Annotated in this window: 24 protein-coding genes; 19 read left to right on the plus strand and 5 right to left on the minus strand. The window is 54.7% G+C overall.

Annotated features, from left to right (window positions below):
- Nucleotides 1-20: 20 nt before the first annotated feature.
- The 11 genes from gspD (at nt 21) to G461_RS0102840 (ending at nt 10,482) form a co-directional block, all read left to right on the plus strand.
- The gene (gene gspD, locus G461_RS0102790) at nt 21-2,117 is read left to right on the plus strand and encodes a type II secretion system secretin GspD (protein ID WP_026970690.1); all 2,097 of its coding nucleotides are present in this window, start codon (nt 21-23) and stop codon (nt 2,115-2,117) included.
- Between the two features lie 93 nt (nt 2,118-2,210).
- The gene (gene gspE / locus G461_RS0102795; RefSeq protein ID WP_051333320.1) at nt 2,211-3,650 is read left to right on the plus strand and encodes a type II secretion system ATPase GspE; all 1,440 of its coding nucleotides are present in this window, start codon (nt 2,211-2,213) and stop codon (nt 3,648-3,650) included.
- A 1-nt stretch (nt 3,651) separates the two neighbouring features.
- Complete coding sequence (gspF, locus tag G461_RS0102800) at nt 3,652-4,866, plus strand: type II secretion system inner membrane protein GspF (RefSeq protein ID WP_026970692.1); 1,215 nt, start codon at nt 3,652-3,654, stop codon at nt 4,864-4,866.
- A 25-nt stretch (nt 4,867-4,891) separates the two neighbouring features.
- A complete protein-coding gene (gspG, locus tag G461_RS0102805) occupies nt 4,892-5,326 on the plus strand; it encodes a type II secretion system major pseudopilin GspG (protein ID WP_026970693.1) in 435 nt (144 codons plus the stop codon).
- Nucleotides 5,327-5,328: 2 nt separating this feature from the next.
- On the plus strand, nt 5,329-5,913 hold the full coding sequence (gene gspH / locus G461_RS0102810) for a type II secretion system minor pseudopilin GspH (protein WP_026970694.1): 585 nt from the start codon (nt 5,329-5,331) through the stop codon (nt 5,911-5,913).
- Nucleotides 5,910-6,272 (plus strand): type II secretion system minor pseudopilin GspI, encoded by a 363-nt coding sequence (gene gspI / locus G461_RS0102815; protein WP_026957580.1) that lies wholly within the window; start codon nt 5,910-5,912, stop codon nt 6,270-6,272. Before gspH ends, gspI begins: the two co-directional genes overlap by 4 nt.
- Complete coding sequence (gspJ, locus tag G461_RS0102820; protein ID WP_051333309.1) at nt 6,272-7,012, plus strand: type II secretion system minor pseudopilin GspJ; 741 nt, start codon at nt 6,272-6,274, stop codon at nt 7,010-7,012. The genes gspI and gspJ overlap by 1 nt, the downstream gene beginning before the upstream one ends.
- A complete protein-coding gene (gene gspK, locus G461_RS0102825) occupies nt 7,009-7,986 on the plus strand; it encodes a type II secretion system minor pseudopilin GspK (protein WP_026970696.1) in 978 nt (325 codons plus the stop codon). Before gspJ ends, gspK begins: the two co-directional genes overlap by 4 nt.
- Nucleotides 7,983-9,266, plus strand: coding sequence for a type II secretion system protein GspL (gene gspL / locus G461_RS0102830; RefSeq protein WP_026970697.1), 1,284 nt, complete (start codon nt 7,983-7,985; stop codon nt 9,264-9,266). The genes gspK and gspL overlap by 4 nt, the downstream gene beginning before the upstream one ends.
- The gene (gspM, locus tag G461_RS0102835; RefSeq protein ID WP_026970698.1) at nt 9,263-9,733 is read left to right on the plus strand and encodes a type II secretion system protein GspM; all 471 of its coding nucleotides are present in this window, start codon (nt 9,263-9,265) and stop codon (nt 9,731-9,733) included. The genes gspL and gspM overlap by 4 nt, the downstream gene beginning before the upstream one ends.
- Nucleotides 9,730-10,482, plus strand: a complete 753-nt coding sequence (locus tag G461_RS0102840) for a type II secretion system protein N (RefSeq protein WP_026970699.1) — start codon at nt 9,730-9,732, stop codon at nt 10,480-10,482. Before gspM ends, G461_RS0102840 begins: the two co-directional genes overlap by 4 nt.
- 143 nt (nt 10,483-10,625) lie before the next feature.
- Here the strand turns inward: G461_RS0102840 and yrfG are convergent, their stop codons facing one another.
- Nucleotides 10,626-11,303, minus strand: coding sequence for a GMP/IMP nucleotidase (yrfG, locus tag G461_RS0102845; protein ID WP_026970700.1), 678 nt, complete (start codon nt 11,301-11,303; stop codon nt 10,626-10,628).
- A 92-nt stretch (nt 11,304-11,395) separates the two neighbouring features.
- Between yrfG and nudE the strand changes: the two genes are divergently transcribed.
- From nudE to G461_RS0102865, 4 genes are all read left to right on the plus strand, one after another.
- On the plus strand, nt 11,396-11,944 hold the full coding sequence (gene nudE, locus G461_RS0102850; protein WP_026970701.1) for an ADP compounds hydrolase NudE: 549 nt from the start codon (nt 11,396-11,398) through the stop codon (nt 11,942-11,944).
- Between the two features lie 2 nt (nt 11,945-11,946).
- Nucleotides 11,947-12,777, plus strand: coding sequence for a 3'(2'),5'-bisphosphate nucleotidase CysQ (gene cysQ / locus G461_RS0102855; protein WP_245587137.1), 831 nt, complete (start codon nt 11,947-11,949; stop codon nt 12,775-12,777).
- 127 nt (nt 12,778-12,904) lie between these two features.
- Nucleotides 12,905-13,321 (plus strand): c-type cytochrome, encoded by a 417-nt coding sequence (locus G461_RS0102860; protein ID WP_026970703.1) that lies wholly within the window; start codon nt 12,905-12,907, stop codon nt 13,319-13,321.
- A gap of 151 nt (nt 13,322-13,472) precedes the next feature.
- The gene (locus tag G461_RS0102865; protein WP_026970704.1) at nt 13,473-14,132 is read left to right on the plus strand and encodes an HAD-IA family hydrolase; all 660 of its coding nucleotides are present in this window, start codon (nt 13,473-13,475) and stop codon (nt 14,130-14,132) included.
- 42 nt (nt 14,133-14,174) lie between these two features.
- Here G461_RS0102865 and ylqF read toward each other — a convergent pair whose 3' ends face one another.
- On the minus strand, nt 14,175-15,101 hold the full coding sequence (gene ylqF, locus G461_RS0102870; RefSeq protein ID WP_026970705.1) for a ribosome biogenesis GTPase YlqF: 927 nt from the start codon (nt 15,099-15,101) through the stop codon (nt 14,175-14,177).
- A gap of 310 nt (nt 15,102-15,411) precedes the next feature.
- Between ylqF and G461_RS0102875 the strand changes: the two genes are divergently transcribed.
- Nucleotides 15,412-16,053, plus strand: coding sequence for a hypothetical protein (locus tag G461_RS0102875; protein WP_157360218.1), 642 nt, complete (start codon nt 15,412-15,414; stop codon nt 16,051-16,053).
- Between the two features lie 47 nt (nt 16,054-16,100).
- Here the strand turns inward: G461_RS0102875 and G461_RS0102880 are convergent, their stop codons facing one another.
- The 3 genes from G461_RS0102880 to G461_RS23090 all read right to left on the minus strand — a co-directional run bounded on the left by G461_RS0102880 (nt 16,101) and on the right by G461_RS23090 (nt 20,846).
- The gene (locus G461_RS0102880; RefSeq protein ID WP_026970707.1) at nt 16,101-17,129 is read right to left on the minus strand and encodes a hypothetical protein; all 1,029 of its coding nucleotides are present in this window, start codon (nt 17,127-17,129) and stop codon (nt 16,101-16,103) included.
- Nucleotides 17,130-17,328: 199 nt separating this feature from the next.
- On the minus strand, nt 17,329-18,678 hold the full coding sequence (gene gorA, locus G461_RS0102885; RefSeq protein WP_026970708.1) for a glutathione-disulfide reductase: 1,350 nt from the start codon (nt 18,676-18,678) through the stop codon (nt 17,329-17,331).
- A 122-nt stretch (nt 18,679-18,800) separates the two neighbouring features.
- Entirely contained in the window at nt 18,801-20,846 is a 2,046-nt protein-coding gene (locus G461_RS23090) for an ATP-binding protein (RefSeq protein ID WP_051326476.1), read from the minus strand.
- Nucleotides 20,847-21,012: 166 nt separating this feature from the next.
- Between G461_RS23090 and prlC the strand changes: the two genes are divergently transcribed.
- The 3 genes from prlC (at nt 21,013) to G461_RS0102905 (ending at nt 25,749) form a co-directional block, all read left to right on the plus strand.
- Nucleotides 21,013-23,046 (plus strand): oligopeptidase A, encoded by a 2,034-nt coding sequence (gene prlC / locus G461_RS0102895; RefSeq protein WP_026970709.1) that lies wholly within the window; start codon nt 21,013-21,015, stop codon nt 23,044-23,046.
- Nucleotides 23,047-23,112: 66 nt separating this feature from the next.
- On the plus strand, nt 23,113-24,225 hold the full coding sequence (locus G461_RS23095) for a mechanosensitive ion channel family protein (protein WP_035479055.1): 1,113 nt from the start codon (nt 23,113-23,115) through the stop codon (nt 24,223-24,225).
- 426 nt (nt 24,226-24,651) lie between these two features.
- Entirely contained in the window at nt 24,652-25,749 is a 1,098-nt protein-coding gene (locus G461_RS0102905) for a branched-chain amino acid ABC transporter substrate-binding protein (protein ID WP_026970710.1), read from the plus strand.
- Nucleotides 25,750-25,786: the final 37 nt, after the last annotated feature.

The raw sequence follows: 25,786 nt of genomic DNA on the forward strand, positions 1-25,786 counted from the left end.
AATTGGAGATTGGGAAGTAAATGAAATTTCAATTGGGGAAACTGGCTCGGGCTGCATGTCTTGCGCTGTGTGGTTTTAGTTTAAGCTTGTCTGCGGTTGGCGACGAACTGAGCTTTACACCTGATTTCACTGATACCGACATCAGTGAGATGATTACCACGGTGGGCCGCAATTTAGACAAGACCATCATTGTCGACCCCTCAGTGCGCGGTAAGGTTAACGTACGTAGCTACGATGAGCTGACTGAAGAGCAATACTACCAATTCTTCTTGAGCATCCTCGATGTCTATGGCTTTGCGGTTGTGGATATGCCCAACGGCTTTGTGAAGGTTATTCGCGCCAAAGATGCCAAAGGTGCCGCCATCCCGGTGGTTGACTCCGATAGCGATGCGATCGGCGATGAGATGGTCACCCGTGTGGTGCCGGTAAAGAACGTATCGGTACGTGAACTGGCCCCGCTGCTGCGCCAGCTCAACGACAACGCCGGTGGCGGTAACGTGGTGCACTACGACCCCTCGAATGTGATCATGCTGACTGGCCGCGCCGCTGTGGTGAACCGTTTGGTGGAGATCATCCGCCGGGTGGACAAGGCCGGCGACCAAGAAGTAGACATCGTGAAGCTGAAGTATGCATCGGCCGACGAAATGGTGCGGATTATCTCCTCGCTAACCGCAACTGCAGCCAAAGGCGGCGGTGGCGGTGGTGCAGCGGCAACCAATCTGCTAACCCCGAAGGTGGTCGCCGATGAGCGCACCAACAGCATCGTAATTTCAGGTGAGCCAAGCGCCCGTGAGCGGATTGTTCGCTTGGTCGAGAAACTGGATAGTGAGCTGGAAACCTTTGGTAATACCCGTGTTTTCTATATCCGTTACGCCAAAGCCGGCGATCTGGTAGACGTACTTAAAGGCGTAAGCGAAACCGTCGCGGCAGAAGCCGCCGGTGGCAGCAGCAATACAGGTGGCAACCGCTCAAGCCGTAGTTCTTCCCGTGGCCAGTTCTCCATCGAGGCCCACGAAGAGACCAATGCCTTGGTGATCACCGCCCAGCCTGACACCATGCGTACCCTTGAAACCGTGATTAAGCAGCTGGATATCCGCCGCGCTCAAGTACACGTGGAAGCGATGATCGTGGAAGTCTCTGATGGCGATGGTATCAGCCTAGGCGTGCAGTGGGCCACCGAAGCTGGTGGTACCCAGTTTAACGATGGCCTGACGGTGCCGATTACCGAGATTGGCGCGGGCGTATGGCAAGCTCAGCCCACCGAAGGTACCACTACCTGTTCTGGTGCAGGAGACAACCAAAACTGTACCAGTAACCCTGATCAGCTTGGCAACATCGTACCGCTGGCTAACACCCTGAGCCGGATTAGCGGTGCAGCCTTTGGTTTCTATGGCTCTAACTGGGCGGCCTTGATTCAAGCGGCTGCCAACGACACCCGTTCAAACCTGCTGGCAACCCCTTCGATTACCACTCTGGATAACCAAGAAGCCTTCTTTATCGTCGGTCAGGAAGTCCCGGTTGTGACCGGCTCTTCAGCGGGTTCGAACAACGAAAACCCATTTACCACGGTGGATCGCCGTGAAGTGGGTATCAAGCTAAAAGTAACCCCTCAGATCAACGAAGGCGATGCGGTACAGCTCACCATCGAGCAGGAAGTCTCCAGCGTTCAGGGCCAAACCAATATCGATGTGGTGTTCGCGACTCGTCAGCTGACGACCACGGTGCTGGTGGACAGCGGCGATATGATCATCTTGGGCGGCCTGTTGGATGATCAAGTGGAAGAGAGTAACTCCAAGGTGCCGCTGCTGGGCGATATCCCGGTACTGGGCCATCTGTTCCGCTCCACCGGTACCTCTCAGTCCAAGCGCAATCTCATGGTGTTTATCCGTCCAACCATTATCCGTGACTCGGCCACCATGCGTAACGTGAGTTCGCGCAAGTACAGCCAGATCCGGGCTCAACAGCTACTGCGTCAGGAAGAGGGCGTCAACCTGATGCCAGACCTGCAAATGCCGGTGCTGCCTGAGTACGGCATCGATCAGGAGATCTCGCCGGAAGAGCAAGCCTATCTGGACTACCTGAAAGAAAAAGCCGCCGCCGAAGCTGCTGGGGAGTAAGCGGTGAGCGATTTAGCCAAGTTTGAAGATGAAAAGGCACTGGTTAGCGACACCCCTCATCTAAGCGAAGAGGGAAGCCTGCAACTGCCTTACATGTTCGCCAAGCAGCACGGTGTGCTGCTCGAAGCCGCCGAGCAAGGCTTGGTGTTGCAGCACAAAGCTCAGCCAAGCTTGGCGGTGCTGTGTGAAGTACGCCGGGTTGTCGGAAAGGCCTTTAGCTGCCAGCCGCTGGATGATGAAGCCTTTGAAGCGCGTATGGCCGAGGCCTATCAGCGCGACTCCTCAGAGGCTCGCCAGTTGATGGAAGATATCGGTAACGATATGGACTTCTACACCTTGGCTGAAGAACTACCCGAGAACGAAGACCTGCTCGAATCGGAAGATGATGCGCCGATTATTAAGCTGATCAACGCCATGCTGGGCGAGGCGATCAAAGAAGGCGCCAGTGATATCCATATCGAGACCTTCGAAGCCACCTTGGTGATCCGCTTCCGTATCGATGGGGTGCTACGCGAGATCCTACGCCCCAACCGTAAACTGGCGGCGCTGCTGGTATCGCGGATCAAGGTAATGGCGCGTCTCGACATCGCCGAGAAGCGGGTACCGCAAGATGGCCGTATCTCACTGCGAGTGGCCGGCCGTGCGGTGGATGTACGGGTATCAACCATGCCATCGAGCCATGGCGAACGGGTGGTGCTGCGTCTTCTCGATAAGAATAACGCCCGTCTGATGCTGGCCAACCTAGGCCTGGCGAAAGAGTACCAAGAGCATATCAGTGAGCTGCTGCGTAAGCCGCACGGGATTATCCTGGTTACCGGCCCGACTGGTTCCGGTAAGTCCACCACGCTGTATGCTGGCCTCAATGAAATCAACAGCAAAGACCGCAATATCCTGACCGTTGAAGACCCCATCGAGTACAACATCGAGGGGATCGGCCAAACCCAGGTGAACACCAAGGTAGATATGACCTTTGCCCGTGGCCTGCGCGCGATTTTGCGTCAAGACCCGGATGTGGTGATGATCGGTGAGATCCGGGATTTGGAAACCGCCCAGATTGCGGTACAAGCCAGTTTGACCGGTCACCTTGTACTGTCGACCCTACACACCAACACCGCGATTGGCTCGGTGACCCGTCTGCGGGATATGGGGGTTGAGCCCTTCCTGCTGTCGTCTAGCTTGCTGGCGGTGCTGGCCCAACGCTTGGTGCGTACCCTATGCCCGGATTGCCGCGAACCCCACCACGCTACCGCCCGTGAGCAGAAGATGCTGGGCATTGAGATCGATGCTCAAGTGTATCGACCTGTGGGCTGTGAGAGCTGTAACCACACCGGCTACCGTGGTCGTACCGGTATCCACGAGCTGCTGCTGGTGACCGATGAAGTACGCGAGATGATCCACGGTGGTGGCAGCGAGCAAGAGATCGAAGCTGCCGTGCGCGACCACTGCCCAAGTATTCGTCAGGATGGCTTGAACAAAGTATTGGCCGGCATTACCAGCCTTGAAGAAGTATTGCGGGTAACGAGGGAAGGATAGCGTGCCAGCATTTGAGTATCAGGCCTTTGATGGTAAGGGCAAAAAACGCAAAGGCGTGATGGAGGCGGACAACGCCCGCCAAGTGCGCAGCAACCTGCGTGAGCAGCGTCTGACCCCCTTATCTATCGAGCCGATTGCCGACAAGCAACAAGCAAGCAAGGGTAAAACCAGCTTCCGCAGAGGCATCAGTGCCTCCGATTTGGCCTTGGTCACTCGCCAGCTGGCGACGCTGGTAGCAGCGGCCATGCCGGTGGAAGAAGCGCTAAGAGCGGTGGCCCAGCAGAGCGAAAAATCGCGCATCAAAAGCATTATGCTGGGGGTGCGCGGCAAGGTCGTTGAGGGTTACTCCTTGGCCGAAAGTCTGGCGGATTATCCGCAAGCCTTTGAAAAACTCTATTGCTCGATGGTGGCGGCGGGTGAGAAATCGGGCCACTTAGACGAAGTGCTCGAGCGCTTGGCCGACTACACCGAACAGCGCCAAGCGATGCGCATGAAGACCATGCAGGCACTGATTTACCCTACCGTGCTGACCTTAGTCTCCATCGGCATTATCGCCATCTTGCTAGTAGCGGTGGTGCCGAAGGTGGTGCAGCAGTTTGAGCATATGGGACAGGACTTGCCCGGTATGACCGTGGCATTGATTGCCATGAGTGATTTTGTGGCCGCCTACGGTCTCTATGTGCTGGTAACGATCTTGCTGCTGATGGTGCTGGGCCAACGCTTGTTGATGCGCGATAGTCTGCGCCTTGGTTGGCATCGCCAGTATCTTAAATTGCCGGTGCTGGGCAAGGTGGCCAAAGGCCTGAACACTGCCCGCTTTGCCCGTACCCTAAGTATTTTGAACTCATCGGCGGTACCGCTACTCGAAGGGATGAACATCGCCGGTGACGTACTGACCAACGACTACGCGCGGGGGCAGGTACTAGAAGCCGCCGGCAAGGTTCGTGAAGGGACCAGCCTGCATCAATCCTTGGATGCAACCGGCTTGTTCCCGCCCATGATGCTGCATATGATCGCCTCCGGTGAGCGCTCTGGCGAGTTGGACTCGATGCTGGAGCGGGCAGCTGATAACCAAGAACGGCAATTTGCCAATCAGGTTACCCTGGCCTTAGGGATATTTGAGCCAGCGCTAATCATCACTATGGCAGGTGTGGTGCTATTTATCGTAATGGCCATCATGCTGCCCTTATTAGAATTAAACAATATGGTCGGCTAAGGCCGACAGTTCAGGGGGAGTAACTATGAACAAGCAAAAGCGCCAGGGTCAGCAGGGTTTTACCTTGTTGGAAGTAATGGTGGTCATCGTGATTCTGGGGATCTTGGCCAGCCTGGTGGTGCCCAACTTGATGGGTAACAAAGAACAAGCGGATCGCCAGAAAGCGATCGCCGATATCGTGGCATTAGAAAACGCCCTCGATATGTACCGTCTCAACCACAGCCGCTACCCAACCACCGACCAAGGTCTGGAAGCGTTGGTAAGCCAACCAACCTCTGGCCCTGAGCCGCGTAACTACCCCGATGGTGGCTACCTGCGCCGTTTGCCAAAAGACCCATGGGGCAACGACTACATCCTGATTAGCCCGGGAGAGCGCGGTCGCGTTGATGTATTCACTGCCGGCCCTGATGGCGAGGAAGGCACCAACGACGATATCGGTAACTGGAATCTAGACCAGTAACCATGCGAACTCGCCTGCCCAAACGCCAGCAGGGCTTCACCCTGCTGGAGATCATTTTGGTGTGTGTGATGATGGCGGTGGCGGTAAGCGTCGCCGTGATGAACATCTCCACTTCCAATGACAGCAAAGACATGGAGATCCAGGTTAAGCGCCTGGCCGCATTGCTGCAGTTTGCGCAAGAGCAGGCGTTGATGACCGGCCGTGACTACGGCCTGATTAGCGATGAGATCAGCTACCAGTTTCTGGAGCTGGAAGGCGATAACTGGCAACCCGCCACCGATGAGATGTTCCGCCGCCGTGAGCTACAAGAGCCCTATACCTTGGAGCTATCGCTCGGCGACTGGCAACAAGATAGCGATGGCTACGTTAGCCAAAGTTTGGGCCTGTTCGAAGGCGGCCTGTTGGAGCAAGACTTTATTACCGCTGATGACGAGAAGAAGATTCAGCCACAGGTGATGATCCTCAGTAGCGGCGAAGTGACGCCCTTTAGTTTGACCGTTGAACACGAAGATCTGGACCTTATCTGGAGCGTACGTAGCGATGACTTGGGTCAGATTGAGGTCTATCCCGGGGAGCCTGAGCAATGAAGCGCCAGCGCGGGATGACCCTGCTAGAGGTAATGGTGGCGATGGCGATTCTGGCCACAGCCGGTGCGGCGGTGGTCAAGGCTGCTGCAGAAAACCTCAATAGTATCAGCTTTTTACGCGAAAAGAGCTTTGCCCTATGGGTGGCAGATAACCGCTTGTCGGAGATTAAACTCTCCGGTGCATGGCCGGGAACCGCCCTGCGAAAAGGCGAGGAAGAGTTCGCCGATCGCACCTGGTATTGGCAAAGCCAGGGCGTTGAGACCGCCAGCAATGATTTTCTAGCGGTGCGCGTGACCGTGAGTAAGGACAAGGAGGGCAAGCAGGTGATGGCTGAGCTGACCTCCTATGTGAGTCGCTGATGAGGGCGAACACCAAGCGCCAGCAACGCGGCTTTACCTTTCTAGAGATGCTGATGGCCATCGCCATCTTTGCCTTTTTGGCTATAGCCGCGTATCAGCTTTTGGCGGGCGTACAGCAATCGGATGAGCTCTCCGAGCGCCATGGTGCTCGCTTGCGCCAAGTACAACGGGCCATGACGGTGATGCAGCGCGATTTTAGTCAGATGGCCGCGCGGCCGTTTCGCGATGAGAGCCAAGAACAGCGCCCACTGTTTAAGATGGAAAAGTTTCTCCATGGCAGCGATGCCGGTGCGGTGGAGATGGTCAGCCTCGGTTGGCGAAACCCACAGGCGATGTTGCCACGCTCGGAGCTGCAGCGTAGTAGTTACCTGCTTAGAGACCAGCAGTTGATTAAGGCCTTTTACAACTATCCCGATGCGGTGGTGGGGCAAGAGCCACGCGAACAGGTGCTGCTGGACCAGGTTGAAGACCTCAACTTTCGGGTTTATCAAAACGGTAGCTGGCGCGAAAATTTCGGCGAGACCGACGCTTTGCCAGAAGGGGTGGAAGTCACCATCCTAACCGCCGACTACGGTGAGCTGCGCCGGGTGTTTTTGGTACCGCAAGGTGAGCGCGGCGTAGTGTTGCAACAGGCACAGGATCAGCCGACCAACAGCAACCAAGGCAACAATAATCAGGGTGGTAACAGCCAAGGTGGGAACAACCAAGGCGGGAATAATCAAGGTGGAGGTCAGCAGTGAGTGGACTGAAGCGCCAGCGTGGGGTCGCACTGCTCACCATCATGTTGATACTGGCGGTGATGGTGCTGATCGCCTCCCAGTTTAGCCAGCGCTTGCAGCTAGACATTGCTCGCGCCACCAACTTACAGCAATACACCCACTTGCAGTGGCTGGCATCCGGTGGAGAAGCCTTCGCTGTGTCGGTGCTTAAGCAGGATGTGAAGGACGACGACAATGTTCACCTCGAGCAGTACTGGGCTACCGAGGGGCTGGTGCTGCCAGTAGAGGATTCGATGCTAAGCGGCCGCATTCGCGATATGCAGGCCTGCTTTAACCTGAATGCGCTGGGCCAGCCAAACAGGGCCGATGGTCAACCGCCGCGGGTGGTCGATCAGTTTATCGCCTTGCTGGTGGCGCTGGAGGTCGAGGGCTATCTGGCTGAGCAGATTGCCGACTCGCTGCGGGACTGGATCGATGCCGATACCATTCCCCATCCGCTGGGCGCAGAAGATAGCACCTATGAAGCGATGACCCCGCCGTATTTGCCAGCCAATGGGCCGCTGGCCGACCGCTCTGAGTTGCGGGCGATTAATGGGGTGACTGCTGCGGTGTATCAAAAGGTCGAGCCCTATGTTTGTGCCTTGCCAGAAGGCACCCAAGTTTTTAATGTGAACACTATCAGTGAGGAGCAGCCGGAGTTGTTGGTGGCCTTGTTTCAGCCGCAGTTGGATCTGTATGGCGCACAACAGGTGTTGGCCGATCGGCCACGCGAGGGTTACAACAGCGTGGAGGAGTATATGACTCATCCGATGCTGACCGGTATCTCACTGACTCAGAGTAATCTTTCCAATGCCATGTCACTGAGCTCCAGTTATTTTGAAGCCGACGTGAAAGTAGAAAATGAACAAGGACAAGCGCACATGAGAAGCTTGATCAAGCGCAGCGGGAACGACCAGTTTGTGGTACTGCGCCGGAAAACAGGGGGTGGTCTGTGAGTGAGCAGTTATTCGTTCGCCTAAGCGCCGACCCGTTAGCCGCCATTCCGTGGCTAGTGTGGTCCTCGAGCGAGAAAGAGGTCATCGCCTCCGGTGAGTTAAGTGATGCCAGCCAGTTGGTGAGCTTGCAAGACAAGCAACAGCAGCGACCGTTGCAGATCTTGGTCAGTGCCGCCGATCTGCTGATTACTCCGCTTGAGCTGCCACGCTCCGCCCAACGCTCTTGGCAGCAAGTGGCGGTGTTTATGCTGGAAGAGCAGCTGGCCCAAGCGCCGGAAGATCTGCATGTTGCACTGCTCGGTAAGACTGGCAATCAGATGATGTTTGCAGTACTTGACCATCAACTGATGACCCGCTGGCAAGGCTGGCTAGAGGATGCTGGGCTGGAAAGCAGCAGCTGGCAGGTGGATGCGCTGTGTTTGCCACAGCCTGACTCCGGACAGTTGAGCGCTCTGCAGCTAGGTCAGCAATGGCTACTGCGAGATGCCCGCGGGCGCGCACTCGCCGTCGATCAGAGCTGGCTAGATAGCGCCATTACCGCGCTGGCAGAAGAGCAGACCCAACAACCGGTTGCAGAGTCCGAGCCATTAGAAGGCGAAGAAGACGAATCTGACCAACAGCAAGCCGATGCGGGCAGCGACACGCTGGTGGTGCGCCATTACAGCAGCGCACCCGCAAGCAAACCCGCTGGCGTGCAGTGGCAGGCAGAAACCCCCGAGCTAGCGATGCAGTTACTGGCTGAGGGCGCGAGAGCCTATAGCCACAACCTGCTGCAAGGCATCTATCGCAGCGAAGGCGCGCTGACCAAACTGTGGCGTCAATGGCGCAAGGTCACGGTGGCTGCCGGTGTTTGCTTTGTGATGGCTTTGGGCCAGCAAGGCGCCCAGTGGTATGTCGCCAAGCAACAGGCGGATCAGCTGCAGGAGCAAATCCGCGAGGTCTATCAGCGGGTATTCCCAGATGTACAACGGGTGCGCGATGGCCGTATTCGAGGCGATTTCCGCCGCGCCTTGGCGCAGCTGGAGCAGGGCGATGAGCAGGCCTTCTTCGCCATGATGAATCAAGTGGGTAGCGAGATCGCTAAGATCGATGATTTCTCGCCGCGCAGTATGCGTTTTGAGCAAAACAAGCAAGAGATCCGCCTACAGGCTCAAGCCAAAGAGTTCCAACATTTTGAGCAGCTGCGACAGGCGCTGGCGCCGCTAGAGACCGAGCAGGGCACCTTGAACAGTACCGATCAGGGCGTTAACGGTTCGCTGGTAATTAGGAGGCAGCCATGAAGCAGTGGTGGCAAGGTCTGAATCTACGTGAACAGCAACTGGTCGGCATAATGGCCGTGCTAGTGCTGATTGCCGTCTTATTCTGGGGCGTATGGCGCCCAGTGGTGGAGGCCAAAGAGCAGCAGCAACAGCGCGTCACTAGCCAACAGCAGACTCTGAGCTGGGTGCGCCAACAAGGTGAGTTGCTGTTGTCTCAAGGAAATCGCCAAGCCCGCCCGGGTTCGGTGAATGTGAACCAAGCGGTGAGCTCAAGTGCACGTCAACAAGCGATTAAGCTGGCGCGTATTCAGCCGCGTGGCGATGAGGTGGAGGTGTGGATCGAGGACGTGGTATTTGATCGGCTGGTGAACTGGCTGCGCCTGCTCGATAGCCGTTATGGCATCGTCATCGATACCTTGGATATCGAAGCCCAGCAAACCCCGGGCGTGGTGAATGTACGTCGTTTGAAGTTGAGTAAACGCCAATGAAAAAGTTTTTCCTGAGTGCGCTGCTACTGATACTGGTGTATCTGGGTAGCCTGCTCTATACCTTGCCGGCCCATGTAGTGATGCAGTTTGTGCCCCTACCGAAGGGGCTGACCATCGGCCAGGTAGATGGCCGCATCTGGCAAGGCAGCGCCAAACAGGTGCGCGTTGAGGGGATTGAGCTTGATAAGCTCAAATGGGATTTCAGGCCGTTTGCCCTGCTTACCGGTAAGCTTGCGCTTGAACTGGAGGCGGAGCACCCTTCGTTACGCGCCAACGGTGTGGTGGAGTATGGCAGCGCCGGGCTTGCGGCCAAGGGCTGGCAAGCCAATGTGGATGCTGAATGGCTGATCTCACAGATCGCTCTGCCAGTGCCAGCCTCGGCCGAAGGGCGTTTGTATCTTGAGCTAAGTGAAGCCTTAGTGCAGCCAGACAGCCTGCGCTGCGACGCCTTACAAGGCACCTTAGAGTGGGTTGAGCCGGTGCTGCAAACGCCTATCGCCGAACTCGGCTTTGACGATATGTTTGCTCGCCTCGACTGTGTTGAGGGGCAATTGCGTCTGGCGCTCAACCATCAAGACCCGATGATCGATCTTGAATCCGAGGTATTGGTGGGAGCGGGTAACTGGCGCAGCTCAGGCAAGCTCAAAGCAGGAGCTGAGCTGCCGGAGATGCTAGCCGGCAATATGCACTTCATCGGTAACAGTGACTCGCAAGGTTACTACCGCTTCAACCAACGAGGACGGTTGTAATACCAATCCACATGAGTAACTGACCGCCCTTGCTGGTTCAAATCATTGATGACAGCGTCAACGCTTTTGTAATTAGCCCACTAGTTACGGCAAGCGCTTCCTCGTCCTCAATGATTTTTCCTTCGCCATACCTGGCCACTTACTTATCCGGATTGGTATAGCCCCACCATCAACTCGCGATAATCGTCGATCCCGATGTGGCGGCTCGCGGTGTTTGCCGGGAGCGCTGGGCGTTTGGAATCGGGGTTGAGGATGGCCACCCGATGGGCAATGCCGAACTGGGCGGCCACGTCGAGCAGTGCTTGGTTGTCATCGATAAACAGGCTGCGCGCTGGCTCGAAGTGATGGTGGTGCTGCAACTGCTGCCACAGCTCCAGTTCCTCTTTGGGCTGCTGGAACTGATGGGTGCTGTAGATGGCGTCGAGATGCTCGCCAAGGTTGGTGCGCTCCAGCTTAAGGGCTAGCCCATCAGGGTGGCAGTTGGTCACCAGCACTCGCTGTTTTCCGGCTTGTTTCAAGGCCACTAAAAACGCCTCGGCATGCTCGCGCCAGGCTATCTTCTCTTGTACTTCGCGTTTTAGCTGCATGATGTCTAAGCCGGTGTGTTCACGCCAGTGATCAAGGCAGTACCAGGTCAGTTTTCCAAGGTTTTGCTGGTAATCGGCATACAGCGCTTGTTGCGCCTGTTGCTCGTTGATTTGGTTGAGCTCGGCATAGCGGCGTGGCAGGTGTTTCTGCCAGAAGTAATCGTCGTAATGTAGATCGAGCAGGGTGCCATCCATATCCAATAGCACTGTGTCGATAGTGGTCCAATCGAGCATAAAACCGGCTTCTCCTTGAGGCTTTGCCACAGCAGTGTAACAATGAAAATGAATACCGCCACCCTGACTGTCGGGATCAGAAAAGGATAACAATGACAAAGCGAGTTGGGCCGAAACTTTTACACTCAGCGATCACCGCTCGCAGCCGATACTTTCAAGTAGAAGAGCTGCATCTGGAGTTTGCTAATGGCGAACAGCGTGTTTACGAGCGCCTTGCGGGCTCCGGGCGTGGCGCAGTAATGGTAGTGCCGGTCACCGATGACGGATATTTATTACTGGTGAAAGAATATGCTGCTGCAACCGAGCGTTATGAGCTAGGCTTTCCCAAAGGCTTGGTCGACCCGGGCGAGTTGCCCATCGATGCGGCTAATCGTGAGCTACAAGAAGAGATAGGCTTTTCGGCTGAGCAGCTGGTCGAGCTCAGTGAACTATCGGTAGCGCCCGGCTTTATGTCGGCGCAGATGAAGGTATTTGCCGCCAGTGGCCTAACGGCCAGCCGGTTAAAAGGCGATGAACCCGAGCCGCTAGAGCTGGTGCGGGTTCCGTTAGATCAGGCGTTTAGCCTGCTGCAGCGAGATGATTTTAACGAGGCGCGCAGTGTAGCCGCGCTGTTTTTATACGAGCAATGGCACAGAGAATAGTCTTGAACAACCAGCAACATGATTTGGCTCAGTCGCTGCTGAGCAGCGCCTGTGAGATAGCCGAGCAGGCCGGAGACCTGATTAACAGCATCTATCAGCAAGGTGATTACCAGAGCGAGTGGAAGTCCGACTCGACCCCGGTAACCAGCGCCGACTATGCAGCGCATCATTTCCTTCTTGAGCAACTAGAAAAGCTTACTCCCGACATTCCGATTCTGTCAGAAGAACACGCCGCGATCCCCTTAGAAAAGCGCGCTCATTGGTCGCGTTATTGGCTGGTTGACCCGCTCGATGGTACCCAAGAGTTTGTTTCGGGCAGCGGTGATTTTGCCACTGAGCTGGCCTTGGTCGAGAACAACCAGCCAGTGCTGGGCGTGGTCTACGGACCGGTGGTGGGCAAGCGCTACAGCGCAGTCAAGGGCCATGGCGCTAGCTTGCGTTTTCAAGGCAAAGAGCAGTCGATTCACAGTACGCATTACGCCACACCGCCTGAGCGTATTCGAGTAGCGACTAGCCGGGTACAGAATCCGGCCTTGCTGCAAGCCATCCTCAGTGGTGATTTTCGTTATCATCTCCAGCCCTTGGGCAGTGCCAGTTTAAAGAGCTGTTTGGTGGCGGAAGGGCTGGCTGATTGCTACATTCGTATCGGTCCAACCGGTGAATGGGATACCGGCGCGCCGCAGATTATCTTGCAAGAAGCCGGCGGCGACTTGTTTGACTTGCAGCTACAAGCCCTTAGCTATAACCAGCGTGAGTCCTTGGAGAACCCCAACTTTATCTCCTTGGGTGATGCCTCACTGCCGTGGCACGAGATCCTTAAGCGCAATCATTAGTGCGGGTTTTTGCTACCTGGGTTTAACATATGCAAATACAATGGTTTAACCATGAGGGTTGGTGTTATACTTGGCCCCAAATAACAGGGACGCACGGCCTAGCCGTGGATGTATAAGGAGAGACAAGGTGACGCAGTTGTTCAGGCCACTTCAATTTGTACTGAGCGTATTGGCTGGCGCAGCAATCAGCCTAAATGCAATGGCTGTCGATATGTCTGACGAAGCCATTAGCGAGCGTATCAAACCCGTGGGTAACGTCTATCTCGATGGCGAGCTGGATATTGCCAAAGCCCCAGAAGCCAGTGCGGGTCCCCGCGATGGCGCAACCATCTACAACACCTTCTGTACTGCGTGTCATAGCACTGGTGTCGCAGGCGCGCCTAAGCGCGGCGATGCTGATGAGTGGGCGGCGCGTGTGGGCAAAGGCGAAGATACGGTATTTGCGAACGCCTGGAATGGTATCAACGCGATGCCCGCCAAAGGTACCTGCGGTGATTGTAGCGAAGATGAAATTAAGGCAGCGATTGCCTACCTGACTCAGTAGTCGCTGATACCGCGAATCTGTTAAAGGCTCCTTTCGGAGCCTTTGTTGTTTCTAGCGCCGACTGAGACGCTTTAGCAATAGCTTGATTGCTGTTACTCAAGGCCGTGCAAGGTATAATCTTCGTAGTAACTAGAACCCGAGTGAGTAAGAAATGAAGTTCAAAGGCATCTTGTTTGATTTAGATGGCACCTTGGTCAACTCCATGGCCTCTGTTGAGCGCGCGTGGCGTGCCTGGGCCGGACGTAATGGCCTGGAAGCCGACTTTGTAATGGAGAACATTCATGGCCGCCCTGCGTGTGAATCGGTAGCGATGCTGCTCAAAGACTCCCATGAGATGGAAGTGAAGGGCGAGGCAATGTGGCTGGAGATGATGGAAGCCACTGACACCGACGATGTGGTGGCTGAACCGGGCGCGTTAGCATTGCTGGACAAGCTAGCTGAGCTGGGCCTGCCATGGGCGATCGTAACCTCTGGCACTGACAAGGTGGCACGAGCGCGAATTAAGGCGGCGGGCTTGCCAGAGCCTAGCGTATTGGTCACCGCCAATCAGGTGGAGAAAGGCAAACCTGAGCCCGAGCCGTTCTTGCTTGGTGCAGAAAAGCTGGGTTTGGCAGCGCAAGATTGCCTGGTGTTTGAAGATTCTGCAGCGGGCGTGACCGCCGGTAAGGCGGCGGGGGCTAAGGTTGCTGCACTCACCGCGTACAGCAGCCAGCAAGAACTGCCTGAGGCGGATGCTTATCTGTCATCCCTTGAGCTTGCGGCGATCGAAGTGAGCGAGCAAGGCTTTGTGCTGCAGCAACTGAGCCGCTAGTTCTCTGCGCGCTTTAGGGCGTAGTAGATACGAGGGCGCAGCCTAACGGCGGCGCCTTTTCTTTTTTTTCTTACCGTTTTGCTCTTCTTCCTCGGCTTTGCGGGCCAGCATTTCATCCACCGCAGCTTGCTCGGTCACCGCCATCTCTGGGGTCTCCAAGGTGATCTCGCCGATAGTGCCGTCGCGCAACTCGTTGAGGATAATGGTTGCAACCTTAACAAAGTCGACATGGCCACCGCGTACTAAACAGCCGCGTTTCGCGCCGATCACTTCCATCAGCTCCACTTCATATTCAGGCAGCTCATCGAGCTGGTAGCGGGCTTTAAGTAGCTCCGGGTAGGCCCCAATCAGGTACTCACAGGCGAAGGCTGCCACGTCGTCGTAGTCCATGGCGGTGTCTTTCACCGCTCCGGTGGTAGCCAGACGGTAGCCACTGGATTCATTGTCGAACTTGGGCCAAAGGATCCCGGGGGTGTCCGACAGGATGATATTACCTTCCAGCTTGATGCGCTGCTGCGCTTTGGTGACCGCGGGCTCATTACCGGTTTTTGCGATGATGCGTCCCGCCAAGGTGTTGATCAGGGTCGACTTGCCGACATTGGGGATGCCGCAAATCATGGTGTGGATCGGCTTATCCACGGTGCCCTTGTTAGGCAGCATGCTGCGGCACAGATCTAACAGTTGTTGAGTCTGGTTACCTTTGATGGTGCAGAGCGGAATGGCGCGCACGCCTTTCTCTTGCTCCAAGTGCTGGCGCCAGCGCTCGGTGAGCTCAGGGTCCGCTAGATCGCTCTTGTTCAGCACCTTGATACAAGGGGTATCGCCCCGCAGCTTGTGGATCAGCGGGTTCTCACTGCTGAAGGGGATACGCGCATCCAGCACTTCGATAACCAGATCGATCTTGGGCATCACCTCTTTGATCTGTTTCTGAGCCTTGTGCATATGGCCCGGATACCATTGAATTGCCATCTGTTCCCCCGATTCGAGTAAGACTCATCATCTCAGTATGTGGTATTGCCTGCAGATAACCACGGGTGACAGCTAAAGACAATAGCAAGGAGATATCACCCTAATTAAGCGCCGACTCACTGCAGCTATCATAGGCGGCAGTGAAAAATCTCGGCATCTGGCCTGCGTGCCGACTGAGTGCGAGTGTGTTTGAAAACGCGCCATTGTACTTGAAGGGCGAACAATCTGCAGAGTTTATTGCCACATCCCCAATCCCTGATTAGAGTTATAGATGAATAACCCAGTGGCTCAAGGACTTATGGACAAGGACATGTCAAATAGTGTGGCCGAAGACCTGGAAAGAGAAGACCTCGATCTCAAGCATCGCAAGGAATATCACAAATCTCGACACTTCCACTATAAAAAGCGCTACCGTCATGCGCGGCGCTTCTTCTGGTACTTTATCGGGGCACTGATTCTACTGTTGGTGATGCTAGTGTCGGTGGCGATCCTCTACAGCAAAGTCAAAGCTGAACAACAGCAGCTACAGGCGGTGCTGAGAAACTTGGAGAAGACCGACCAACAAATGGCGCTGTTATCCCAGCAGCTCAGTGAGTCGCGGGTGCAAAACTATCTGCTGACCAAGGAGCGTTATCCGCAGCTGCGCTTGCTCGAGCACAATCAACTATTAGCGGTCGATTACGCCGGGATCACCTCGGTGATGTTTAGCAATGAAAACAGTGGGCTAAGCTCCATCTACTTGAATTACCAACTGTTACTTGAAGAGCCGCTTGAGGGGAATCTCAACCTGGTGCTGTTAGGTGATGATGTGCAGGTGATCCAACGTTTTGCCATCGATGTAAGCAAGCACGACGAAGACAATCCTATGTTGTTGCAGGGGAAGTTGCGTTTGAGTACTGAGGGGGAGACGGTTCGCTATTTTCGCTTTCATAGCGAATCGGAAGAGCAGTAAGTTGGGCCGTGTTATCACTTGCCCAACTTAGATGCCGATTGGAAGGCCTATTGTCCCAGAGGGTAGAAGGCTTCTTCAGCTAGAGGGTATAGATCTGGCGTTACTTCGGCGTTGATATAGCTCTCAACGATACGGCCGTCATCGGTGCCCCAGTAGTTGTTGCTCAGCTGAGAGACTTCGTAACCTGACAACGTCAGGCGCGGGTTGTACAGATCGGTGGTTTCGATCGACACATACTCAGCTTCAATTTCCACATTTGTTAGAACAGAGTTAGTGATTTCTACAAAGTCAGCTACGAGTGTAGGATTCTCATTACCTTCAAGGTGACTGTTCTTAACTACAATGGTGTCAGCTTTAATGTTGTTAAAGTAATGTGGATCAAGAATTACATTGTTCAGCGTTACCTGGTTGAAGCTGCGAGCAGAAATCAGGCCTCGAGCTTTTACCAACTCTAGATCAACAATTCCATCTTCCTCGAAGCTGCTAATCCATGGTACCTCTGCGTGATTCTCGGGACCTCTCGCCAGTTTTAAGCTGCGGCTGGTCCGAAAAGAACCGTAGTCAGCGGTAGGTTGGAATGGGGTAAGATTCTCGAAGTTGACAGTTTCGGTAATCTCAAAGGCGTCAGGGCTAGCTGCGATTCTTTCTTGGCAGACCAAAGAGATCGTTTGGTCTTCAACTTTATCGGATTGCGCTAGGGAATACTCAAGGCCCGGCAAGGCTTCAAATGCTACACGCTCGTCAAAAACCAACTCATGGTCTTCGATGATCCACGCATCAACGACATAGTTACCTGGCATATCTAACATCAGTCGTTGAGTCCCTTCATCAACGTACGAGTTTGACCCTTCAGGTGCTTCAACCAAGGAGAAGCGCAGGTCGAGGTGTACTCTCATACCATTTTGATCGAACAGGTGAATCTCTTGACTAGCGCTTGGGCAAGCTGCTGGAGACACATGCTTGCTGTTACTCCCCAAGTAATAGCTGGTCTGCTCTTGAACGTCGTCGTCACTGCTACAACCAATTAAACCTAATACGCCAACTAATGCTACTGCCGTTTTGTTAACAAAGCTCATTTTTTACCCCTAGCTGAAATTTGGGCGTGAGACTAATGTATGTAACTGGGTTATGCAATAAATGGTGGTTTGTAATTTTGTTGTAAATTAATTATGCAGCATATTATACTGGTGATATTGAGTTGGGTGGCTTTTTGTTTCTTTTGAGGGTGGCCCTTTGGACAAAGGGCCACTCGAGTATGTTGTGATAAGTTCGAATCTAGCGAAGCGTCACAAACTCTTCAGCACTGGTTGGGTGGATTGCCACACAGGCGTCGAAGTCGGCCTTGGTGGCGCCCATCTTCATGGCTACGCCGAAGCCTTGCAGGATCTCATCCATTCCCAAGCCAATACCATGTAGGCCCACGACTTTCTCGTTTGGTCCGGCGCAGATCAGCTTCATCTTGGTGACTTGGCGGTGACGGGTCACCGCGGTGTACATGGCGCCGAAGCTAGAGTTGTATACTTTCACGTTCTGCTCACCGTACTCGGCAATCGCTTCTGGCTCGGTCAGGCCGATGGTGCCGATGGCGGGGTGGCTGAATACCACGGTGGGTACTAGCGAGTAGTCCATCTTGGCGTTGCTCTGGCCGTTGAACAGGCGCTCGGAGAGCAAGCGGCCGGCTTTAACTGCCACCGGGGTCAGCTCAATCTTGCCGATGTTGTCGCCCACCGCATACACGCCTGGGGCGCTGGTGTTGGAGTACTCGTCGACTTCGATATAGCCCCATTGATTGGTTTTCACCCCTGCGTTGTCTAAGTTGATCGCATCGGTGGCGGGCTCGCGGCCAATCGCCCAGATCAAGCAGTCCACGGTCAGGCTGTTGCCGTTTTCGAAGGTGACAAGTAGGTCGCCATCGGATAGTTGCTCTACAGACTTGGGTACATGGTTGGTGTGCAGCGTAGGGCCGTGTTCGGCCATTAGCTCCACTAAGGTCTCGCTGAGCATCGGGTCGAAGTTGCGTAGCGGGCTGTGTTTGCGTACCGCCAGATGGGTATCTGTGCCGAGTGCGTGTAGCACCCCAGCCAGTTCTACGGCGATGTAACCCGCGCCGATAACCAAGGCGCTCTTGGGTTGCTGTTGAAGGGCAAAGAAGCCATCTGAGTCGATACCCAGCTCAGCGCCTGGAATGGAGGGAATGCTCGGGCGGCCGCCGGTGGCAATCAGGATATGTTTGGCGCGGTAGAGCTCGCCATCCACTTCCACGGTGTTGCTGTCCACAAAGCGGGCAAAGCCGTTGATCAGAGTGATGCCGTTGTTGGTCAACACGCGGTCGTAAGAGCCATGAATCCGTTCGATGTAGGCTTCACGGCTTTTCACCAAGGTGGCCCAGTCAAACTTGTTTACCGACACATCGAAGCCATAGTCTTCGGCATAGAGGTGGATGGCCTCGGCCACTTGGGCGCCAAACCACATGGCTTTTTTCGGCACACAACCGACGTTAACGCAGGTGCCGCCCACGTGGCGAGCCTCAATCAGGCCGACTTTTTGGCCGTGCATCGCAGCGCGGTTTGCAGAGGCAATACCGCCGCTTCCAGCACCAATACAGAGATAATCGAATTCAGTCATCTAGCTGCTCCTTAATTTGTGGCACTAGTATAAACGCAAGTCGTGGCGAGATGCGCGAGGAATTGATCCCCATCAATCCTTGATGATGATTTCGGCATCAACAGCGGCCCGAATTGAGCCGCTTAGATGCGAAACTCCTCGGGGTCGATATCCGACTTTGGTTCAGGCTCGGGTTTTTCTGCCTGATAAGGCAGGCGGATGGAGAAGTGCACCCCTTTGTCGGGTTCACTTTCGAAGGCGATATAGCCTTTGAGTAGCTGCACCACCAAGTTGTAGACGATATGGGTACCCAGCCCACTGCCGCCTTGGCCACGCTTGGTCGTCACGAAGGGGTCGAAGATCCGGTTAGCCAGCTCGGGTGGCACTCCGCAGCCGCTATCGCGGTAGTCGATCAGTAGCTGCTCATTCTCGCGCACGATGGAGATGGAGATCTTGCGCTCACCCTCCCAGTTGTTAAAGGCATGGGTGACCGAGTTGATGATCAGGTTGGAGTATATCTGGGTAAAGCTGCCGGGGTAGCTATAGAGCTCGAGTTGGCGGTCGCAATCTACCACCACCTCGGTATTGGCACGTTTGAGCTTATGACCTAGCGAGGTGATAACCTGATGAACATTCTCGCTGAGATTAAAGGTGTAGCAGGCCTCTGAGCTTTGATCGACCGCCACCTGCTTAAAGCTGCTGATTAAATCAGAGGCGCGTCGCAGGTTGCTTAGCAGCAGCTCAGAGCTTTGGTTAAGGTTCTCGATGAGATCCTCCATAAAGCTGCGACTGAGTTTACCGCTGCTGACATTCTCTTCCAGCTGCTTGCTCTGCTCTTGCAGGTAGGAAGCGGCGGTTACGCTGATACCGATAGGGGTGTTGATCTCATGGGCCACCCCCGCCACTAGGCTACCCAGCGAGGCCATCTTCTCTGCCTCCACCAGGCTTTGCTGGGCGTTCTTGAGCTTGTCGAAGGCGCTGGCTAGCTGGCGGTTACTCTCTTCCAGTTTTTCGGTGCGCACTTCTACCTTGTGCTCCAGCTCGTCATTGAGCTGCTTGATCTCGTTCTCCACCTGTTTGAGCGGCGTGACGTCGTAGCCAAAGGCGATCATCCGGGCGACTTCGTTACCCTCGTAGAAGGGCACAAAGGTCCAGATCAGGGTGTATTGGGTATCGTTTTGATCGCTAAGGGTTAGCTCTTGGTCTTCAATCACCCTCAGCTGGCGCAGCTCGTCCTCGATAAAGTCGCGCTTATTGGCATCGACAAACACGCTCAGCCAGCTCTGGCCGACCAGCTCGGCCTGATGGAAGCCAGTAAGCATCACCCCGGCTGGGTTGACGTTGATGATGTCGAGGTGGTTGTCCAGCGTCACGATAATCGCGTTACTGGCATTAATAATGGTGGCAGAGAAGTCACGCTCTTTTTCTAGCTGCTCGGTGGCCTTGAGTCGTTGTTCGAACTCGTGATTGATCTTAAAGGTCATCTGGTTGAGGGTATTAACCAGTTCACTGAGCTCATCGTTGCGGGTACGGCCGTGACCGAGTTCCAGTGGCGCGCCCAAATTATCTAGGTCTAGGTTGCGGGTGTATTCCACGATGGTGTTGAGATGGCGCACAATCACGTAGTAGATGATAAACAGGATCACAATCGAGACCACCAGGGTCTTGATGGTCTGGCTGATCAGGATCAGCATGGCCTTTTCCCACAGCCGCTTATAAACCTGATCCAAGGAGGCAGCCACAAACAGCTTACCAACCAACTCGCCTTGATAACTCAGCTCAAACTCCTGCTGCAGGTCGTAGCGCTCGGAGGAGCGGCCGCGCGCTAATAAAGGTACTTCCGAGCTACCGAGGATCTCTTTAACCAGCACGTACTGCATATTCGGCAGATTCATAATCCCTTCAATCTGCACCTGTACCTGCTCTTCATCGAGGTTCCACAAGCTGGCGGCGATGGGTTGCAGAAAGCTCACCTCGATCTGGGCGATGCTGTCCTTAATCACTTTTACATCTTGGCGGTAATCATAGCGGAGCTGGATAAGGGTAATGACCAGCGCCAGCAGGGTGGAGCAGATCAAGATATAGGAAAGCATCCGTAGTGAGAGGCTGTTGGTTCCCTTGTTCAGGGCCAGTTTTTTGATGAGGCTGGTTTGGTCTTCCGGAACCAGATCATGCTCGGTGTGCTCCATTCACCCGTCCTTGCTTCGTGCTGTGGAGTTGTAGTTATGCTTATCGCAATCATAGTCCAAACGCTCACTATGTAAACTGGCTAAGTGATTAGCCGACTTGAATTTCTTGGTGTAAACCCGCATCTTTTTAGTTTGTCCGCCAAGTTGGCCAGCCCAAGGAATTCAAATGAGCAACCCATTACTCTGTATTACCGGATTACCGCCTTTTAGCGAGATTAAACCTGAGCATGTTAAACCTGCTGTAGAGCAAGCGATTGCAGACTGCCGTGAGGTGATCGAGCAGGTAGTGGCAGAGGCTGAGCCTAGCTGGGAGAATCTGATCCTGCCGCTGGACGAAGTGAACGACAAGCTAAGTCGCTTGTGGTCGCCGGTCAGCCATATGAATGCGGTGGTCAACAGCAAGGAGCTACGTGAGGCCTATGAGTCTTGCTTGGGCATGCTGTCCGAGTACTCCACCTTTGTCGGCCAGCATAGCGGCCTGTATCAGGCATACGAGAAGCTGGCGGCCAGTGAAGCCTTTGCCGCTTACTCGCCAGCCCAGCAGAAATCCATCGATGATGCCCTACGCGACTTTAAACTGTCGGGGATTGCGTTAGAGAGCGACAAGCAGCAGCGCTATGGCGAGATTGTGGCGCGTCTATCGGAGCTCAGCTCCAGTTTCTCTAACAATGTGCTCGATGCTACCGTTGCCTGGCAAAAGCAGGTTACTGATGAAGCCGAGTTAGCAGGGCTGCCAGAATCAGCGCTGGCGGCCGCCAAGCAAGCCGCAGAGCTTAAAGAGCTCGACGGTTACCTGCTGACGCTGGAGTTCCCCAGCTATCTGGCGGTGATGACCTACGCCGATAAACGCGAGCTGCGCGAAGAGGTGTACCGCGCCTTTTGTACCCGCGCATCGGAAAACGGCCCGCATCAAGGTCAGTACGACAACACCGCCATCATTGAAGAAGAGCTGGCCCTGCGCCAAGAGCTGGCTGCGCTACTTGGCTTTGAAAGCTACGCGCACAAATCTCTGGCCACCAAAATGGCAGAGTCCCCCGAGCAAGTACTGGGCTTTCTAGAAGATCTTGGCAAACGCTCCAAGCCTCAAGCCGAGCGAGAGCTGGGCGAGCTGCAGGCCTTTGCCAAACAAGAACATGGTGTGGAGGAGTTGGCCGCCTGGGATATCGCTTACTACGGCGAGAAGCTTAAGCAGCATACCTACTCAATCTCCGATGAGCTGCTACGCCCTTACTTCCCAGAAGATCGGGTGCTAAGCGGTCTGTTCGAAGTAGTTAAGCGCCTGTTCAAGGTTGAAGTGAAAGAGCGTCAAGGCGTGGATAGCTGGCATGACGATGTGCGCTTCTTCGAGCTGTTTGACGAGTCTGGTGCACTGCGCGGCAGCTTTTACCTTGACCTGTATGCCCGCGAGCATAAGCGCGGCGGCGCTTGGATGGATGAGTGCATTGGCCGTCGGGTCGACGCACAAGGGCAAGTGATCCTGCCAGTGGCCTACCTGACTTGTAACTTCAATAAGCCAGTGGGCGATAAGCCTGCGCTGTTTACCCACGATGAAGTGGTCACCTTGTTCCACGAGTTTGGCCATGGCATCCACCATATGCTCACCCAAGTCGATGTGGCTGCCGTGTCGGGCATCAATGGTGTGGCCTGGGATGCAGTTGAGCTGCCAAGCCAGTTCCTCGAGAACTGGTGCTGGGAGGAGCAAGCGCTGGCGTTTATCTCTGGCCACTATCAAAGCGGCGAGCCACTGCCTCACGAGCTGCTAGAGAAGATGCTGGCAGCCAAGAACTTCCAGTCGGCGATGATGATGGTGCGCCAGCTAGAGTTCGCTATTTTCGATTTCGAGCTGCATGCTCAGAGCGCGCTGCAAGGCTCGGTGCAGGAGTATCTGGACAAGGTGCGTGAGCGCGTTGCGGTAATCATCCCACCGGCCTTTAACCGCTTCCAGAACAGCTTTAGCCACATCTTTGCCGGTGGCTATAGCGCGGGTTACTACAGCTACAAGTGGGCTGAAGTGCTGTCGGCGGATGCCTTCTCACTCTTTGAGGAAGAAGGGATCTTCAACCCAGACACCGGCCGCTCGTTTATGCAGAATATCTTGGAGAAAGGTGGCTCAGAGAAGCCGATGGCCTTGTTTAAGGCCTTCCGTGGTCGTGAACCCGAGGTTGATGCGTTGCTGCGTCACAGCGGAATTAGCGCCTAGGTAACAGCTTTGCCGCTGCGCAGGCTCTGTGCAGCGGATGTATTACAGGGAAGAAGGACCCGCATAATGGAAGAGCTCTATCAGTGGTTGGAGCAACAAACCTCACAACTGGAAACCAGTAATTGGCTGTTTGATGTCTCAGTGGTGCTAACCATTACCGTGGTGGCGTTTGTGGCTTGGCGTATGCTTGCGTCACGCTTGGAGCGTTTGGCTGCAGGCACCCGCTACCGATGGGATGAAGCAGTATGGTTCGCCTTGTGGAAGCCGATCAACTGGTTGATTGCAGTGGTGGGCCTGTCGCTGGTGGCGACGGTGTTCGCCAAGCAGTTAGACCCAGACGTCGCCCAGTTAATACCGATTAGCCGCAAGATTGCGGTGGTGATGATGCTAACTTGGGCCGCGTTGCGCTTTATTCGCAAGGCAGAACAGGTACTGGTAAAAGAGCAGCATCGTGACCAAACCACGGTATTGGCCGTAGGCAAGCTGTTGCGGGCATCGGTGGTCATACTGATGCTGCTGGCGGTGATGCAGATCCTTGGCTTTAGCATCTCAGGGGTGCTGGCCTTCGGTGGTATGGGCGGTCTGATTGTCGGTATGGCGGCAAAAGATCTGCTGTCGAACTTCTTTGGCGCGCTGATCATCTATCTGGACAAACCCTTCAAGGTGGGCGACTGGGTACGCTCGCCGGATCGCAGCATCGAAGGCACCGTCGAGAATATCGGTTGGCGGGTCACTCGCATTCGTACCTTCGACAAGCGTCCGCTGTATATCCCCAATGCGATCTTCTCCAGCATTGTGGTGGAGAATCCGAGCCGGATGAGCCACCGCCGAATCAAAGAGACCATCGGTATCCGCTACGGCGATGCCGCCAAGATGCAGGTGATTGTTGAGCAGGTCAAACAGATGCTGGAGCAGCATCCGGAGATAGACACTACGCAAACCCTGATGGTCAACTTCGATGCCTTCGGTCCGTCCTCGCTGGATTTCTTTATCTATACCTTCACCAAAACCACCAACTGGGTGAAGTACCATCAGGTGAAACAGGACGTGCTGAATAAAATTGTCGCAATCGTTGAAGGCCATGGCGCTGAGTTTGCCTTCCCAACGCGCACCTTGCATGTGGTAGCGGAGGGTGCAGAACAAAGCCTTAACTCGCCACTAAGCAGTGTAGGTGAATAACTATTCGTTTTACTTGCGTATGTTTATGATGCATTAGTGAATGTTCTGGCGATTCTTTGGCCATGTAAGAGCATTATGCTGGGTTTGGATGAGAATCCCTTAAATTCGGGGGACTAAACCCAGCAAATTGGATGAATGTATAAAATAACGACAAGATTTTTCAATGCTGCGCAAATCGCAGTGTAATGTGCTGCTAAAGCATGACATCGTTCTAAAACCCCTCTGAATATCCTTCAAATCACAGTGATTAACCGGGCGTGAATAGTCACATCCACTGCCTGCCCGGCCCCGCCAGCTTGTGTCGTTATCCGCTATTGAGGTAAAACAGAGCTGTAATAACAACGACACAATGGCTAGCGCTGTGCCCTTTTGATAGCCAGCGACTCGCCGTATCGCAAACACAATCTACGTTACATGGAGCGAACGATGAATAAATGGAAGACCTGTGTCTTAGCCTCGGCGGTATCGGCTGCTTTACTTGGAGCGGGCGCTGCGAACGCCGCTACCGTTAAAGTGGCGGTTGCAGGCCCGGTAACCGGCCCTGTTGCTCAGTATGGTGATATGCAATTCGCCGGTGCTGGCATCGCTCAAGACTTACTTGATGGCGAAACCAAGCTGGAAGTCGTGGTTTACGATGATGCCTGTGAGCCTAAGCAAGCGGTCGCGGTAGCCAACAAGATCATCAATGACGGCATTCAATATGTAATCGGCCACCTGTGTTCAGGTGCCACCCAGCCAGCTTCTGACGTATACGAAGACGAAGGTGTGCTGATGATTACTCCAGCAGCAACCAGCCCTGACATTACTGCCCGTGGCCACGAGCTGGTGTTCCGCACCATCGGCCTGGATAGTGACCAAGGCCCAACCGCAGCACGCTACATTCTGACCAGCGTTAAGCCATCAAAAGTAGCGGTTATCCACGATAAGCAACAATACGGTGAAGGTATCGCCACCTCTGTGAAGCAAGAGCTGGAAGCGGCTGGCACCGAGGTTGTGGCCTTTGAAGGTGTGACTGCCGGTGACAAAGACTTTTCAGCCCTTATCGCCAAGCTTAAGCGCTTGAACGTTGATTTCGTTTACTACGGTGGCTACCACCCTGAGCTGGGCCTGCTGTTGCGTCAGTCTTATGAGCAAGGTTTGGAAGCGCGTTACATGGGCCCCGAAGGCGTAGGTAACAAAGATATCTCGGCGATTGCCCAAGAAGCCTCTGAAGGCCTGCTGGTTACCCTGCCTAAGAAATACGACTTGGTTCCAGCGAACGCCCCAATCGTCGATGCGCTGAAAACTAAAGGCGAAGACCCAACTGGCCCATTCGTATGGACCGCCTATGCCGCAATGCAGGCGATTCAAGCGGGTGTAACTGCGGCGGGGGATGACCCAGAAGCCGTGGCTGAATACCTACGCGCTAACACTGTGGATACCGTCATGGGCCCTCTGCAGTGGGACGATAAAGGCGACCTGAAAGGGTTCGACTTTGGCGTGTTCAGCTGGCACGCCGATGGCACCTCTTCGGTGGCTGAGTAACCTCCAAGCAGCGCCCGCTTAACGCGGGCGCTGTCCT

The sequence above is a fragment of the Aliagarivorans marinus DSM 23064 genome (genome assembly GCF_000429485.1).
Classification (GTDB): Bacteria; Pseudomonadota; Gammaproteobacteria; order Enterobacterales; family Celerinatantimonadaceae; genus Aliagarivorans; species Aliagarivorans marinus.

Bases quoted from the DNA above. Each gene is read 5' to 3' on its own strand.
- gspM (WP_026970698.1), top strand. From the start codon at position 9,263: ATGAAGCAGTGGTGGCAAGGTCTGAATCTACGTGAACAGCAACTGGTC.
- gspE (WP_051333320.1), top strand. From the start codon at position 2,211: ATGTTCGCCAAGCAGCACGGTGTGCTGCTCGAAGCCGCCGAGCAAGGC.
- yrfG (WP_026970700.1), bottom strand. From the start codon at position 11,303: ATGCTCGATTGGACCACTATCGACACAGTGCTATTGGATATGGATGGC.
- G461_RS23090 (WP_051326476.1), bottom strand. From the start codon at position 20,846: ATGGAGCACACCGAGCATGATCTGGTTCCGGAAGACCAAACCAGCCTC.
- G461_RS0102905 (WP_026970710.1), top strand. From the start codon at position 24,652: ATGAATAAATGGAAGACCTGTGTCTTAGCCTCGGCGGTATCGGCTGCT.
- G461_RS0102865 (WP_026970704.1), top strand. From the start codon at position 13,473: ATGAAGTTCAAAGGCATCTTGTTTGATTTAGATGGCACCTTGGTCAAC.
- gorA (WP_026970708.1), bottom strand. From the start codon at position 18,678: ATGACTGAATTCGATTATCTCTGTATTGGTGCTGGAAGCGGCGGTATT.
- G461_RS23095 (WP_035479055.1), top strand. From the start codon at position 23,113: ATGGAAGAGCTCTATCAGTGGTTGGAGCAACAAACCTCACAACTGGAA.
- nudE (WP_026970701.1), top strand. From the start codon at position 11,396: ATGACAAAGCGAGTTGGGCCGAAACTTTTACACTCAGCGATCACCGCT.
- G461_RS0102875 (WP_157360218.1), top strand. From the start codon at position 15,412: ATGTCAAATAGTGTGGCCGAAGACCTGGAAAGAGAAGACCTCGATCTC.
- gspI (WP_026957580.1), top strand. From the start codon at position 5,910: ATGAAGCGCCAGCGCGGGATGACCCTGCTAGAGGTAATGGTGGCGATG.
- G461_RS0102880 (WP_026970707.1), bottom strand. From the start codon at position 17,129: ATGAGCTTTGTTAACAAAACGGCAGTAGCATTAGTTGGCGTATTAGGT.
- G461_RS0102840 (WP_026970699.1), top strand. From the start codon at position 9,730: ATGAAAAAGTTTTTCCTGAGTGCGCTGCTACTGATACTGGTGTATCTG.
- ylqF (WP_026970705.1), bottom strand. From the start codon at position 15,101: ATGGCAATTCAATGGTATCCGGGCCATATGCACAAGGCTCAGAAACAG.
- gspH (WP_026970694.1), top strand. From the start codon at position 5,329: ATGCGAACTCGCCTGCCCAAACGCCAGCAGGGCTTCACCCTGCTGGAG.
- gspD (WP_026970690.1), top strand. From the start codon at position 21: ATGAAATTTCAATTGGGGAAACTGGCTCGGGCTGCATGTCTTGCGCTG.
- prlC (WP_026970709.1), top strand. From the start codon at position 21,013: ATGAGCAACCCATTACTCTGTATTACCGGATTACCGCCTTTTAGCGAG.
- gspJ (WP_051333309.1), top strand. From the start codon at position 6,272: ATGAGGGCGAACACCAAGCGCCAGCAACGCGGCTTTACCTTTCTAGAG.
- gspG (WP_026970693.1), top strand. From the start codon at position 4,892: ATGAACAAGCAAAAGCGCCAGGGTCAGCAGGGTTTTACCTTGTTGGAA.